The sequence below is a fragment of the Limnohabitans sp. WS1 genome (assembly GCF_003063265.1).
Taxonomy (GTDB): Bacteria; Pseudomonadota; Gammaproteobacteria; order Burkholderiales; family Burkholderiaceae_C; genus Limnohabitans_A.
This window is the reverse complement of sequence record NZ_NERU01000006.1, coordinates 1-13,010: the sequence shown is the minus strand read 5'-3', so window position 1 is coordinate 13,010 and position 13,010 is coordinate 1. Positions and strand designations below refer to the sequence as shown.

Sequence of the window (13,010 nt, the reverse complement as noted above, 5' to 3'; positions counted from 1 at the left end):
CAGTGTTTCAATCGAGTTTGACGCCGGCGCTCTTGACCAGATTCACCCAAAATTTGGCATCTTCGGTCAAGAAGGTCCCGAAGTGTTCTGGCGAAGTGGACACAGCAACATCGGTGCCTTCGCGGGCCAAAGCCGCTTTCACAGCAGGCTGGGCCATGGCGGTTTGTGCTGCATCAAAAATCTTTTTGATCACGGCAGGTGGCGTGCCCACCGGCACAAACAAGCCATACCAAAACTCAATCCCGTATTCGGGCAATCGGGCTTCCTGCATGCCCGGCAAGCCGGGCACCAATGGCGTGCTGTTCTTGGTACTGACGGCCAAGCCTTTCAAACGACCCGCTTGGATCATGGGCAAAACCGAAGGCGGTGTGCCAAAGGTGACCTGGGTGTCGCCCGCAATGACCGACTGAATGGCTGGACTGCCCCCCCGAAACGGGATGTGCACCATCTCGACCCCGGTCAATTGGGTGAACAAAGCGGCACCCAAATGCGGTGCCGAGCCATTGCCCGACGTGGCGTAATTGATCTTGCCTGGGGCCTGTTTGGCGCGGGCGATCAACTCTTGCACCGAATTGATGCCGATGCCGGGGTTGACGGCAATGACCAGGGGCGACGTGGTCACCTTGGTCACCGGCACCAAGTCTTTGGGTGTGTAGTTGAGCTTGGGGTTCAAAGCAGGATTGACCGAAATGCTGCTGGGACTGGCCAGCAACACACTGTAGCCATCGGCTGCCGACTTGGCCACGTTTTCGGCCGCGATGCTGGAGCCGGCACCTGCCCGGTTTTCCACGATCACCGTTTGGCCCAAAGATTTGCCCATGGCGTCGCTCATGGCGCGGGCCACATAGTCGGCCGCACCACCGGGCGCAAAGCCCACCACCAAACGCACGGGCTTGTTCGGGTAAGCCGTCCCCTGCGCTTGCGCACTCCAGGTCACACAGGACAGGACCAAGGCGGAAATCAGGATTCTTTTGTTCATGCTGTTGTCTCCATGGCTTCAAAATGGGCAGTGGCCTGAGCGCGGTCTCAGGCGCTGCTGGCAATGCGCAAGACGATCTTGCCCGTGTGTTGGTTGCTTTCCATGTGCAGCTTGGCCGCCTCCAGCTGGTCAAACTCAAACACGCGGTCGATCAAGGGCTGGATGCGACCGTCGGCAAAGGCCGGCAAAATCTGCGCGGCAAACTGCGCAATGCCTTGCGCCCGCTGGGCGGGCGTGCGCAATTTGTTGGACACCCCAAACAAGCACAAGCGTTTGGCGTGCAGCGCTTCCAGGTCAATGTTGGCGTTGAGCGTGCCGTCCACATACCCCACAAAACCCATGCGCCCTTGAAAGGCCATGCAGCGCATGTTTTCGGCAAACACCGTGCCGCCCACGGTGTTCACCACCAGGTTGACGCCTTGTTGATCGGTGGCCTGCAACACGGCCTGGTGAAAATCGGCACCGCGTGTGCACAAGCCCACGTCCAAGCCAAGTGGTTTCAATTGATCGAGCTTGGCCTGCGAGCCTGAGGTGCCCATCACCTTGGCCCCCAGCACCTTGGCCATTTGCAGGCTGGCCACCCCCACACCAGAAGACACACCATTGACCAACAGCCATTGCCCGGCTTGCAAATGACCTTGCAAAACCAAAAGGTCATAGGTCACCAAAAACGTCAGGGGTATCGATGCGGCTTGCTCAAAACTCAAGTTGTCCGGCACACGCATGATTTCGCGCACATCCATCAAGGCGTATTCGGCAAACGCCCCCGGGCAGCGGCCCATGACACGATCACCGACTTGCCAGGCCCCGGCGTCACTGCCCAGCTGAACGATTTGTCCTGCCCCTTCCATGCCGGCAGGCTTGCTGCCGCCTTTGCCGTGCAGCCCGTGGCCCACGATCAATTCACCCCGGTTCAGCGACGCCGCGTGCAGCTTGACCAACACCTGGCCTGCGCCGGGCTCCGGCCTGTCCACTTCGCGCAGCGCCATGCTGGCTTGGCCTTCAGCGATGTTCATCCAATACGATTTCATGTGAGACCTCATTCGCCTTTGAAGACGGGTTGGCGTTTTTCCATGAAGGCTTTGCGGCCTTCGGCGTAGTCGGCGCTGTCAAAGCAGCCGCGAATGAGCTGGGTGCACAGGTCCATGTCCAGCTCGGGTGAGGGCTTGAGGATTTCGCGGGTGATGGCCTTGGCTGCCTGAATGGTCAGGGGGGCGTTGGCCGCCAGGGCCGAGGTGTATTCGGCCAGCAACTCAGGCAAGTCTTCGGGGGCACACACCCGCGTGACCAAACCCAGGCTGAGCGCCTCTGGCGCTTTGATTTTTCGAGCAGTGAAAAACAAGTCTTTGGCCGCACCCGGGCCAATCAAGTCCACCAGGTTTTTCATGGCCGAATAACGGTAGCCCAGGCCCAGTCGGGCGGCGGGCACCGAGAACACCGCATCGCTGGCGGCAATGCGCATGTCGCAGCTGATGGCCACGTTGATGCCGCCACCGATGCAAAAACCGCGAATGCAGGCCAGTGTGGGCTTGGGGAAATTGAAGATGCCCATGAGCGCGGTCTCGGCCATGTGCTCGTAGCGGGTCACCGCCTCACGCGCGGCACGCATGTCTTCAAACTGCGAAATGTCAGCCCCCGACACAAAGGCTTTCTCGCCTGCCCCCGAAAACACCACCAAACGCACACGCGGGTCGTGTTCGGCCTGGTTCAGCAGCGCAGGCACGGCCTCCCACATGTCCACCGACAAGGCGTTGTGCCGCGCCACATTGTTGAACTGGATGTGCAGGGTGCTGCCCTCCAGCCAGGTGTTGACCCGTTCGGTGGGTGAGGTGTAGACGACGTCGGACATTCAAAACACTCCTTTGGATTTGAGTTGGGCAAGCACCTGGGCATCGAGCCCGAGTTCGCCCAAAATTTCTTCGCTGTGCTCGCCACGGCGGGGTGCGGCGCGGGCGATGGTGCTGGGCGTGCGCTCGAGTTGCACCGGCTGGCCCACCAAACGCTGCGGCCCTTGGTGCACCGACACCACTTCTTTGACCATCTTCAAGTGCTGCACTTGGGGTTCGTTGAACACCTCGTCCATGCTGTTGATCAAGCCACAGGCCACACCGCCATCGTTCAGGCGCTCAATCCAATAAGCACGGTCTTGCTTGGCCAGGCGTTCGTTGATCTCGGCGTTCAGGGCGTCGCGGTTGACCGAGCGGCTGGGCTTGTCTTGGTAACGCGGGTCGGTGACCCATTGCGGCGCTTCCAAAATATCGCAAAAGCGCTCCCAAATTTTGGAGCCAAACACCGCGATGTTCATGTAGCCGTCACGGGCCTTGTACACCCCGGTGGGGATGCTGGTGGGGTGGAAGTTGCCCGCCTGTGTGGCCACTTCTTCGTCGATCAGCCAGCGCGAAGTCTGGAAATCCATCATGTAGACCATGGACTCGAGCAGCGAGGTGTGCAGCCACTGGCCTTGGCCAGACTTTTCACGCTCCAGCAAGGCCACCAAAATGCCTTGGGCGGCAAAAATGCCCGCGCACAAATCAGCAATGGGGATGCCCACGCGCATGGGTCCCTGCTCGGCCAAGCCCGTGACCGACATCAGTCCGCCCATGCCCTGCGCGATCTGGTCAAAGCCCGGCCGTGCAGCCAAAGGCCCGGTCTGGCCAAAGCCCGAAATGCTGGCGTACACCAAGCCAGGGTTGTCCTTTTTCAGGGTCTCGTAATCAATGCCCAAGCGGAACTTGACGTCGGGGCGGAAGTTTTCGACCACCACATCGGCCCTGGCGATCAAGTCTTTGAGCAGCGCAATGCCCTCGGGCTCTTTGAGGTTGAGCGTGATCGAGCGCTTGTTGCGGTGCGTGTACTGGTAGTCCGAGCCCTCTTGCCCACCCAGCGTGTCGTCACCTCGCATGTGCTCGGGCATTTGCACCTGCACCACATCGGCTCCCCAATCGGCCAGCTGGCGGCAAGCGGTGGGGCCGGCGCGGACTTGGGTCAAGTCGATCACTCGAAAACGCGACAGCGCAGCAGATGCGGGTTGGTGCGGCATGAAAAGTTCCAAACGGAAAACACGAACGGGTCAAAAACAGACACTTGTTGACCACATAAAGTGTGAACGTCAGCCCAAAAAGTGTCAACACTTTGACTGAATTGTTGACACATTGGCGACGCCAATGGGATGATTTGTCACATCATCAGTTAGCATGAAGACATGCAACTGCTGCGTTTTTCAGCAACATCCAACCCTGAACAGCACAACCTTCAGCCCATGAACGCAGCCCCCGAAAAGCCCGAGCAAGGTTTGCCTGTTTTTGTGGCGGACCAGCTCAAGCAACTCATCTACAGCGGTGAGCTCAAACCCGGTGAGCGCCTGAACGAAGCGGCTTTGGCCCTGCGCATGGGCACCAGCCGTGGCCCTGTGCGCGAGGCCATTCGCATGCTCACCGGTTTGGGATTGGTCACGGCCGTGCTCAACCGGGGGGTGTTTGTGCGCCAGATGTCGGTGCGCGAAATGCTGGAGCTTTACGACCTGCGGGCCCTGGTGTTTGGCTTTGCCGCCGAACGCGCCACGGAACACATGGCCGAGAGTCACAAAGCCAGATTCGAAGAACTTCTGCAAGCCATGGACCATGCCTGTGAAACTGAAAACCCCAACCTCTATTACGAGTTGAATCTGCAGTTCCACGCCCTGGTTCTGCAGCTCGCCAACAACCGGCGGGCGCAGGCGGCTTACGACGACTATGTGAAAGAAATGCACCTGTTTCGGCGTGAATACTTCAATGCGCCGGGCAACATGCGCCAGTCCAATGCCGAGCACCGCACACTGTATGAAGCCATCGTCAAAGGCTCGAAGGCCAAAGCCAAAACCACCGCCGAGCGGCACGTGCTCAAAGGGCGCGAGCGCTTGCTGAGCAACATCGACAGCCATTCTCCGCTGGCCAGGCTTTGAGCCTGACTGCTGACCCCATTGCATGCACTTTTGCCCCCGCTTGCACACCAACAAGGCACATCACACAACAAGTGTGCAGTTGTTCACTTTCTGAGATTTGCACATGGCCAACACATTTTGGACTTTGTTTTTGTCTTTACTGGTGGCCTGCATTGGGGTCTTGGCCTGGAGCTGGGCACCCGACCGCTCGGTGGACTCCCTCAAAGCACGCTGGGCCGCACCGCCATCGCGCTTTGTGACGCTGCAAGGCATGCAGGTGCATGTTCGCGACGAGGGGCCACGCGATGACCCGACCCCCATTGTGTTGATCCACGGCACCTCGGCCAGTTTGCACACTTGGGACGGCTGGGTGGCCGCGTTGAGCCCACACCGCCGTGTGGTCCGCATGGATTTGCCCGGCTTCGGGCTGACCGGCCCCGCACCCGATGGCGACTACAGCATGGCGCGATACACCGGCTTCATGCGGGATTTGCTGGACTTGCTGAACATCGACCAGGCCGTGCTGGCGGGCAACTCGCTGGGCGGCGGCATTGCCTGGCAAACCGCGCTGGCCCACCCAACGCGGGTGCGCCAACTGGTGCTGGTCGATGCCACGGGTTACCCCTTGCAACCCCAGTCCATGCCCATCGGTTTTCGACTGGCCCAGATGTCATGGCTGGCGCCAGTCACCCAGAAAGTCCTGCCCCGATCCATGATTGCCGCCAGCGTGCGCAACGTCTATGGCCAGCCGGAAAGGGTGAGCGCCGATCTGGTGGATCGCTACTACGAGTTGACGCTGCGCGAAGGCAACCGGGCCAGCTTGACGAAACGCTTCCAATACCGCAGCAGCGACGCCGCCCTGGCCGGGGAGATTTCTCAGCTGCGCCAACCCACCTTGATTTTGTGGGGCAGCGAAGACCGGTTGATACCGCCCGAGCACGGGCAAGGTTTTAACAAGGACATCGCAGGCAGCCAACTCCAGGTCTTTGAGGGCCTGGGCCATGTGCCCCACGAAGAGGACCCCGAGGCCACGGTGCAGGCGGTGAAAAGTTTTTTGAACTGACCGCCTTGACGCGGCATCAGGAGCTGAACAAGAAGTTCATCACGTCGCCATCTTTCACGACGTAGTCCTTGCCTTCGGCGCGCATCTTGCCCGCGTCTTTGGCACCTTGCTCGCCCTTGAAGGTGATGAAGTCGTCAAAGGCGATGGTCTGGGCGCGGATGTAGCCTTTTTCAAAGTCGGTGTGGATCACGCCAGCCGCTTGCGGGCCGGTGTCGCCCACATGGATGGTCCAGGCGCGCACTTCTTTCACGCCCGCGGTGAAGTAGGTTTGCAGGCCCAACAAGCTGTAAGCCGAGCGGATCAGGCGGTTCAGGCCGGGCTCGTCCTGGCCCAGTTCCTTCAAGAATTCCAGACGATCTGCATCTTCCATTTCGGACAACTCAGCTTCGATCTTGGCGCAAATGGCCACCACGGGTGCGTTTTGCTTGGCGGCAAAAGCCTTCAAGCGGTCGAGGAAGGGGTTGTTCTCAAAGCCGTCTTCCGACACGTTGGCCACAAACATGGCGGGTTTGGCGGTGATGAAGAAGAACTGCTTGAGTTCGGCGCGTTCTTCTTTGCTGAAGTCGATGGTGCGCACCGGCTGGGTGTCGTTCAGAGCCGCTTGGCACTTTTCCAGGATCGCCATTTGCTTGACCGCGTCTTTATCGCCAGAACGGGCGATTTTGCTCACGCGATGGATGGCTTTTTCAACAGCGGCCAGGTCGGCCAGGCACAACTCGGTCTGGATGACCTCGATGTCGGCAATCGGGTCAACCTTGTTGGCGACGTGGATCACGTTGTCGTCTTCAAAGCAGCGCACCACGTTGACGATGGCGTCGGTCTCGCGGATGTGGGCCAAAAACTTGTTGCCCAGGCCTTCGCCCGTGCTGGCCCCGGCCACCAAACCGGCAATGTCGACAAACTCCACAATGGCCGGCACGATGCGTTCGGGTGTGATGATGTCGGCCAATTGCTGCAAGCGCGGATCAGGCACCTCGACCACGCCGGTGTTGGGCTCGATGGTGCAAAAGGGGTAGTTCTCAGCGGCGATGCCGGCTTTGGTCAGGGCGTTGAAAAGGGTGGATTTGCCAACGTTGGGCAAACCCACGATGCCGCATTTGAGGCTCATGGAAAAAGTCCTTATAAATCAAGACCCCAGTCATGCGTTCATGTCCAAAACCCGCGTGGTCAATCAGCCTGACCTGCGCAGATCCGTGGTAGCCAAAGTGCCGGGGGTTTCATCCAAAACTGCGCCAAATGCGGGTTTTGTGTCCTGGTTTTGTCCTGGGGGGTGTGCCAACGATTGTACTGAGGGATCCAGCCCTGTGAACTTTGAAAAGATCGAGTCTCATCTGTCGTGGCTGTCGTCCATCCGTTTCAGGGGTGATTTCAAAAGCGCTCACCCCATCCAGACTGCACGGACCCAAGAAACGATGGATCAGCGAATATCGCGCAAGAGACGGCTGACCAGATGGTCAAAATCGCCTTTCAAAAGGCTGACCGGTTTGGCATTTCCCCACTCCATGAAAGCACTGGCCGCCACATTGGACTTGGCCTCGTAGCTGATTTGCCGCACCGATGCGGGTTCAGATGCCAGGCTCAAGCGCAGCTGAAGCTCGATCCGGTCCGGCTTGCCAGACCAGCCTGTCATGTTGTCTTCGTAGTGGGCGATTCGGGTCTCAAGCACATGCGTGCCCCCTCGGCGCAGGCACTCTTCCGAGGGCTGCCCCGTGCCGCCCTGGATCATCAGTGTTTTCGATCCCGCTAGTTGCACCGACTGCTGAATTCGACGACCGATTTCAGCGCCACTTCCGGCCGTTTTCTCTTGTCCGTTGGAGGGGTCGCCGGGTTGCACGACACAAACCAAGGACGGGGTCGCACCACTGTGGCGTGACTGCGCGGTGGTGCCCGTGGGTTGACCTTGATGCGTCACATCAGGAATGGCGCTGCATGAAACCAGCCCGATGCACCCCAAAACCATGGCCACTTTGCTTTTGTAACTCACTGAACACCTCATCAAAAAGACTGAATTTAATTCAATATTTCACATTTAATTGATAAAAGTAGATATTTTTTACGGTCAATTGACCCAAAGAACACAAGCACCCAGCCCTGCACGGGTGAGATGTGCCCTTCCAGGACATGCCCAGGATGGACAGGGTCTTGTGGTCCAGTGACCGCTTGGTGCTCTGGGGCGGCCACCTACAATGCAGCCATGGCTAACCCTTCCGATATATGCATCCGCGGCGCTGGCATTGTGGGCCGCACTTTGGCACTGCTGCTGGCCCGCGAACGTCTGCGCGTGGCGCTGGTCGATGTACCTGTCAAAGGCGCAAGCCCCGACGTGCGGGCCTACTCGCTCAATGGGGCTTCGCAGCGCATTTTGCAAGACCTGCGCTGCTGGCCTGACAGCCCGGCCGTCACACCTGTGCACCAGATGCAGGTCTTTGGCGACCACGGCGGTGAATTGACTTTTGACACCCCCAACCTGGGCACAGGCGAACTCAACTGGATGGTGGACGTGCCCGTGCTGGAAGAACGCTTGACGGCAGCCGTTCAGTTTCAACCGTTGATCGAAGTCGTGCAGGCCCCCGTGGCCGCTTCCCTCACTGTGATTTGTGAAGGCCGCGACAGCCTGACCCGCGCACAACTGGGCGTGGCTTTTGACATCAAGGCCTATGAGCAGCACGCCGTGGCGACCCGTTTGCTCTGCGAACGGCCGCACGGTGGCGTGGCTCGCCAGTGGTTCACATGGGGCCAAGTGCCGGGCAGAACTGAAGCCCAAGCCGAGATCTTGGCGCTGCTGCCCTTGGGCGGCGAAGGCGGCCGTGAAGTGGCGCTGGTCTGGTCCGTCCACCCTCTGCGCGCCGCTGACCTGATGGGTCTGACTGCCGAAGCCTTTGCCGCCGAATTGGCACAGGCCTGTGGCCTGGCCTTGGGTCACATGACGCTGTCTGCAGAGCGTGCTGTGTGGCCGCTGCAACTGGCCCGTGCCTCGCGCTGGATGGGCGTGATGCCCGGCACCACGAAACAGGCTTTTGTGCTGGCCGGTGACGCCGCTCACGCCATGCACCCGCTGGCAGGTCAAGGCCTGAACGTGGGCCTGGCCGATGTGGCTGAACTGGTGCAGGTGATCCGTGCCAAAGAATTTTGGCGGCCAGTTTATGACCCTAAACTGCTTCGCCGCTACGAACGCGCACGTCAAGCCGATGTCCAGGCCATGGGCCTGGTCACCGATGGCCTGCAACGCTTGTTTGCGCAGCCCGGTCCGGTCTGGCAAAACCTGCGCAATTGGGGGATGCGCGGCTTTGACCGCAGCGGCCCCCTCAAGCACTGGATGACCCAACGCGCCATGGGCCAAAGTGCGCATGAAGCTTCAGCTTCGCGCTGAACTGCCCTTTTGTTTTTCTGCATCTGAAAGCGTTTTTATGAAGTTCGTTCTCTCCAAATTGGCCTTGATTGTGGCCACCACCGCTTTGTCTTTGGGCAGCGTGATGGCCCAGGAAGCCACCATCCGCAAAAACCTGAGCGAACGCCTGAGCAACCTGCCCAAAATTGACGAGGTCAGCAAAACGCCGATGAACGGCCTCTATGAAATCCGCATGGGCAACGATGTGATGTACAGCGACGCCGAGGGCAACTTTTTGATCCAAGGGGCGCTGATCGACGTCAAGCAAAAACGCAACCTGACCGAAGAGCGCATGGACAAACTGTCGGCCATCCCCTTTGACCAGTTGCCCCTGAAAACCGCCTTCACCCAGGTGCGCGGCAACGGCAAACGCAAATTGGCGGTGTTCGCCGATCCCAACTGCGGCTACTGCAAGCGCTTCGAGAAAGACCTGCAAAAGTTGGACAACGTGACCATCTATCACTTCCTCTACCCCATCTTGGGCGAGGACTCCAAGACCAAGTCCAAAAACATCTGGTGCGCCAAAGACAAAGCCAAAACCTGGAACGACTGGATGATCAACGCGACAGTGCCGGTGACAGCCAACTGCGATGCCAGCGCCATTGACACCGTAGTGGAGTTTGGCAAGAAGAACCGCATCACCGGAACACCCATGATCTTGTTGGCCGATGGCACACGCGTGCCAGGTGCTGTGCCTTTGGCCCAGATCGAAAAAATGCTCGCTGACATCAAATGAACATGCACACAACCGAAGACCCTACTTGGCAATGGATCCGACGCCTGGGTTATGCAGGCTTGATCCCTTTTGTGTTTTTGGCCCTGTGTCTGTGGTTGGTGGGTCCTGACTTGCACCCTTATGTGGCCTTGGCCATGCAGGGCTATGGCGCAGTGATCGTGTCCTTTTTGGGGGGCATTCACTGGGGTGTGGGGTTTCGCAATGCCTTGATCGTGCCCAACGCTCCGCGCATCCATTTCACCTGGGGCGTGGTGCCTTCCATCCTGGCTTGGGTGGGCGTGATGATGCCCGCCTTTGCCGGTTTGCCCTTGCTGGGATTTGTGCTGATCGGCTGCTACGTGATGGACCGGCGCACATGGCCTGCCGCAGGCCTGGCACCGTGGCTGCCCATGCGCTTGCAGCTGACCATCGTGGCCAGCCTGAGCTGTTTTTTGGCCGCAGGCGCCACCTGAGCCCAAGCCCCCCCATTTCAGCCTTGACCCATGACCGCCATCCACTACACCGTTGAAGCCGCCGACCTGCACGCCCACTTGTTTCGTGTCACGCTGACCGTCCCGGAGCCCCAAGCCACTCAAACCGTGTCACTGCCAGTCTGGATTCCCGGCAGTTATATGGTGCGCGAATTTGCAAAAAACCTGCAAAAACTCACGGCCAAACAAGGCCGTCGCAGCATCGCCTTGATCCAACAGGACAAATGCACATGGGTGATGAGCTGCAAGCGCGATCAAGCTTTGGTGCTCAGCTACGAGGTCTATGCCTTTGACCCGTCGGTGCGCACCGCTTGGCTCGACAGCCAGCGCGGTTTTTTCAATGGCACCAGTCTTTGCTTGCGGGTGCATGGTCAAGAGCATGCGCCGCACCAGCTGCTGCTGCCCGCCGTCAAAGGCCAAGCGACCTGGCAAGCCGCCACGGGCCTGACACCCGTCAAAACCGACAAAAAAGGGTTTGGCCTGTACCAAGCTGTCAACTACGACGAACTGGTGGATTGTCCGGTGGAGTTGGGCGAGTTTTGGAGCGGTCAGTTTTCGGCTTGCGGCATTGCGCACCGCTTTGTGGTGGCCGGTGCTCTGCCCTCTTTTGATGGTGACCGCCTGCTGGCCGATGCACAAAAAATCTGCGAGGCTGAAATTCGCTTTTGGCACGGACAAGGCACGCAGGCCGGCTCCAAAGCACCTCACCAAAGTTACCTCTTCATGCTCAACGCTGTGCACGACGGCTACGGCGGGCTGGAACACGTCAACAGCACTGCGCTGATCTGCAACCGCGCCGACCTGCCACGCCTCGTGCACAAGCAGGGCCGCCCGTTTGCCAGCGACGGGTACACCACCTTGTTGGGGCTGATCAGCCATGAGTACTTTCACACCTGGAACGTCAAGCAACTGCGCCCAGATGCCTTGGCCAGCTACGACTACACCCAAGAAAACTACACGCCATTGCTGTGGTTTTTTGAAGGCTTCACCAGTTATTACGACGATCTGCTGCTGCGCCGAGCGGGCCTGATTGACGATGCCACTTACCTGAAGCTCTTGGGCCAAGCCATCAACCAAGTTCAGCAAACGCCAGGCCGCCATGTTCAGACTGTGGCACAGGCCAGCTTTGACGCCTGGGTCAAGTACTACCGCCAGGACGAAAACACACTCAACGCCACCGTGAGTTATTACACCAAAGGTTCCTTGGTCGCCTTGTGTCTGGACTTGAGCCTGCGCAAAGAAGGCCACACCCTGGACGGCGTGATGCGCGGCCTGTGGAAACGCTGCAAAGCTGGGCCCATGCGCGAACAGGATTTGCTCGACGAGTTGCACGCCCTGACCGGGCGCAGTTGGCAAGCTGAAATCCAAGCTTGGGTGCACAGCACCCATGACCTGCCCCTGCGCGAACTGCTGTCAAGTCAGGGCATTGACATCAAGTCCGAAGCCGGCTCCCTGGCACAGCGCCTGGGCCTGCGCGTGAATGAAAACAGCGGCCATGTGCACGTCAAAAGCGTGCTGCGCCACAGCGCTGCCGAGGCAGCAGGCCTGGCCGCAGGTGACGAGTGGTTGGGGCTGGATGTGGGGAACAAGGGCCAAGGCGGCAGTTGGCGTCTGAACAAACTCGATGAGCTGAGCGCTTTGCTTGGCCAAGAGCGTCAATTCATCGCCTTGGTCGCACGCGACAAACGCCTGCTGCGCTTGCCCATGAAAATGCCCGAGGAGTCCAGCACCTGGAAACTGGCCACGGCCGAGGGCCGCCAAAGCGGCTGGCCCGCAGCGTGAGGGCTGCCAGGCATGCCCTGCGGGCATTGCATCGGCAGTCAGCGACCCTGTTCGATGGCAAGCCTTGGCGGTGTGTGTGCAATCGTCTGCAGGGATGGGCTTATGCAAACAATCACCCGCGAGGTAATGGTTCACTGACTACGCAAATCCACTACTCGTTTGGCCTTGCCCTGGCTGCGCTCCACACCGCCTTAGATTTGCTTAAGAAAATGTCACTTAATCAAATCATATGAAAAACCAGGACCTTGATGTATTTTCATTAATGAATTGATCCGTTCCATAACATCACCCCGTGTAGCTACATATTCAAGCCATTTTTCAACAGCTCCAATCATTTCTTCGCAAAAATTTTTAGTGTTCAGCACCAACACGCCATCATGTTTACATCTATGCATCGGCAAAGTTGTAAAACAAAACTTAGAGATGGTGTCCTTGGACTTCTGTTTAGTTGTATCAGAGATACCCTGATGAAGAAGCGCGCATCTCAATGCCCAGCAGTCCTTGCCAGTCATGAAATCGTGTATATGCGGCAGTTTTGATTTAAATAGTCGTACCTGAAAAATTCACTTTCAGACCATGGTCAAGTTCATTGATCCGGACTTGACCGAGGGACCCATAAAAAACTGCCGCAATCGGTGGCCCAACTCCCCCAAACCGGTGGACAAAAGCAGGC

Annotated in this window: 13 protein-coding genes; 6 read left to right on the top strand and 7 right to left on the bottom strand. The window is 58.7% G+C overall.

All coding sequences use genetic code 11. The features are described from left to right. Positions 1-7: 7 nt before the first annotated feature. From B9Z48_RS09505 to B9Z48_RS09490, 4 genes are read right to left on the bottom strand one after another with little or no spacing between them, the layout of a single operon-like run. Positions 8-979: a tripartite tricarboxylate transporter substrate binding protein gene (locus B9Z48_RS09505; RefSeq protein WP_089958980.1), complete on the bottom strand. Its 972-nt coding sequence runs from the start codon at positions 977-979 to the stop codon at positions 8-10. Positions 980-1,026: 47 nt separating this feature from the next. Then, positions 1,027-2,010 carry a zinc-binding dehydrogenase gene (locus B9Z48_RS09500; RefSeq protein ID WP_233261076.1) on the bottom strand — a complete coding sequence of 328 codons (984 nt, stop codon included), beginning with the start codon at positions 2,008-2,010 and terminating at the stop codon, positions 1,027-1,029. 8 nt (positions 2,011-2,018) lie between these two features. After that, positions 2,019-2,828, bottom strand: a complete 810-nt coding sequence (locus B9Z48_RS09495; protein ID WP_108377983.1) for an enoyl-CoA hydratase — start codon at positions 2,826-2,828, stop codon at positions 2,019-2,021. After that, positions 2,829-4,019, bottom strand: a complete 1,191-nt coding sequence (locus B9Z48_RS09490) for a CaiB/BaiF CoA-transferase family protein (protein ID WP_108378192.1) — start codon at positions 4,017-4,019, stop codon at positions 2,829-2,831. A gap of 162 nt (positions 4,020-4,181) precedes the next feature. Here B9Z48_RS09490 and B9Z48_RS09485 point away from each other — a divergent pair, with 162 nt between their 5' ends. Both B9Z48_RS09485 and B9Z48_RS09480 read left to right on the top strand, forming a co-directional pair. Continuing rightward, positions 4,182-4,919 (top strand): GntR family transcriptional regulator, encoded by a 738-nt coding sequence (locus B9Z48_RS09485; RefSeq protein ID WP_233261075.1) that lies wholly within the window; start codon positions 4,182-4,184, stop codon positions 4,917-4,919. A 103-nt stretch (positions 4,920-5,022) separates the two neighbouring features. Further along, positions 5,023-5,961: an alpha/beta fold hydrolase gene (locus B9Z48_RS09480; RefSeq protein ID WP_108377981.1), complete on the top strand. Its 939-nt coding sequence runs from the start codon at positions 5,023-5,025 to the stop codon at positions 5,959-5,961. 16 nt (positions 5,962-5,977) lie between these two features. Here the strand turns inward: B9Z48_RS09480 and ychF are convergent, their stop codons facing one another. Both ychF and B9Z48_RS09470 read right to left on the bottom strand, forming a co-directional pair. Further along, positions 5,978-7,069: a redox-regulated ATPase YchF gene (gene ychF, locus B9Z48_RS09475; protein ID WP_108377979.1), complete on the bottom strand. Its 1,092-nt coding sequence runs from the start codon at positions 7,067-7,069 to the stop codon at positions 5,978-5,980. 309 nt (positions 7,070-7,378) lie between these two features. Continuing rightward, on the bottom strand, positions 7,379-7,945 hold the full coding sequence (locus tag B9Z48_RS09470; protein ID WP_108377977.1) for a DUF4823 domain-containing protein: 567 nt from the start codon (positions 7,943-7,945) through the stop codon (positions 7,379-7,381). A gap of 210 nt (positions 7,946-8,155) precedes the next feature. Here B9Z48_RS09470 and B9Z48_RS09465 point away from each other — a divergent pair, with 210 nt between their 5' ends. Genes B9Z48_RS09465 through B9Z48_RS09450 form a run of 4 tightly spaced genes read left to right on the top strand, consistent with a single transcriptional unit; the run spans position 8,156 to position 12,337 of the window. Then, positions 8,156-9,331 carry an FAD-dependent monooxygenase gene (locus B9Z48_RS09465; protein ID WP_108378188.1) on the top strand — a complete coding sequence of 392 codons (1,176 nt, stop codon included), beginning with the start codon at positions 8,156-8,158 and terminating at the stop codon, positions 9,329-9,331. A 37-nt stretch (positions 9,332-9,368) separates the two neighbouring features. Continuing rightward, complete coding sequence (locus tag B9Z48_RS09460; RefSeq protein WP_089959007.1) at positions 9,369-10,085, top strand: DsbC family protein; 717 nt, start codon at positions 9,369-9,371, stop codon at positions 10,083-10,085. Beyond that, positions 10,082-10,537, top strand: coding sequence for a DUF3429 domain-containing protein (locus B9Z48_RS09455; RefSeq protein WP_108377975.1), 456 nt, complete (start codon positions 10,082-10,084; stop codon positions 10,535-10,537). Before B9Z48_RS09460 ends, B9Z48_RS09455 begins: the two co-directional genes overlap by 4 nt. 30 nt (positions 10,538-10,567) lie before the next feature. Beyond that, on the top strand, positions 10,568-12,337 hold the full coding sequence (locus B9Z48_RS09450) for a M61 family metallopeptidase (protein WP_108377973.1): 1,770 nt from the start codon (positions 10,568-10,570) through the stop codon (positions 12,335-12,337). A gap of 212 nt (positions 12,338-12,549) precedes the next feature. Here B9Z48_RS09450 and B9Z48_RS21360 read toward each other — a convergent pair whose 3' ends face one another. Continuing rightward, the gene (locus B9Z48_RS21360) at positions 12,550-12,849 is read right to left on the bottom strand and encodes a hypothetical protein (RefSeq protein WP_146186256.1); all 300 of its coding nucleotides are present in this window, start codon (positions 12,847-12,849) and stop codon (positions 12,550-12,552) included. Positions 12,850-13,010: the final 161 nt, after the last annotated feature.

Coding starts and splice junctions, on each gene's coding strand:
- B9Z48_RS09505 (WP_089958980.1), bottom strand. CDS start 979: ATGAACAAAAGAATCCTGATTTCCGCCTTGGTCCTGTCCTGTGTGACC.
- B9Z48_RS09500 (WP_233261076.1), bottom strand. CDS start 2,010: ATGAAATCGTATTGGATGAACATCGCTGAAGGCCAAGCCAGCATGGCG.
- B9Z48_RS09495 (WP_108377983.1), bottom strand. CDS start 2,828: ATGTCCGACGTCGTCTACACCTCACCCACCGAACGGGTCAACACCTGG.
- B9Z48_RS09490 (WP_108378192.1), bottom strand. CDS start 4,019: ATGCCGCACCAACCCGCATCTGCTGCGCTGTCGCGTTTTCGAGTGATC.
- B9Z48_RS09485 (WP_233261075.1), top strand. CDS start 4,182: ATGCAACTGCTGCGTTTTTCAGCAACATCCAACCCTGAACAGCACAAC.
- B9Z48_RS09480 (WP_108377981.1), top strand. CDS start 5,023: ATGGCCAACACATTTTGGACTTTGTTTTTGTCTTTACTGGTGGCCTGC.
- ychF (WP_108377979.1), bottom strand. CDS start 7,069: ATGAGCCTCAAATGCGGCATCGTGGGTTTGCCCAACGTTGGCAAATCC.
- B9Z48_RS09465 (WP_108378188.1), top strand. CDS start 8,156: ATGGCTAACCCTTCCGATATATGCATCCGCGGCGCTGGCATTGTGGGC.
- B9Z48_RS09460 (WP_089959007.1), top strand. CDS start 9,369: ATGAAGTTCGTTCTCTCCAAATTGGCCTTGATTGTGGCCACCACCGCT.
- B9Z48_RS09455 (WP_108377975.1), top strand. CDS start 10,082: ATGAACATGCACACAACCGAAGACCCTACTTGGCAATGGATCCGACGC.
- B9Z48_RS09450 (WP_108377973.1), top strand. CDS start 10,568: ATGACCGCCATCCACTACACCGTTGAAGCCGCCGACCTGCACGCCCAC.
- B9Z48_RS21360 (WP_146186256.1), bottom strand. CDS start 12,849: ATGACTGGCAAGGACTGCTGGGCATTGAGATGCGCGCTTCTTCATCAG.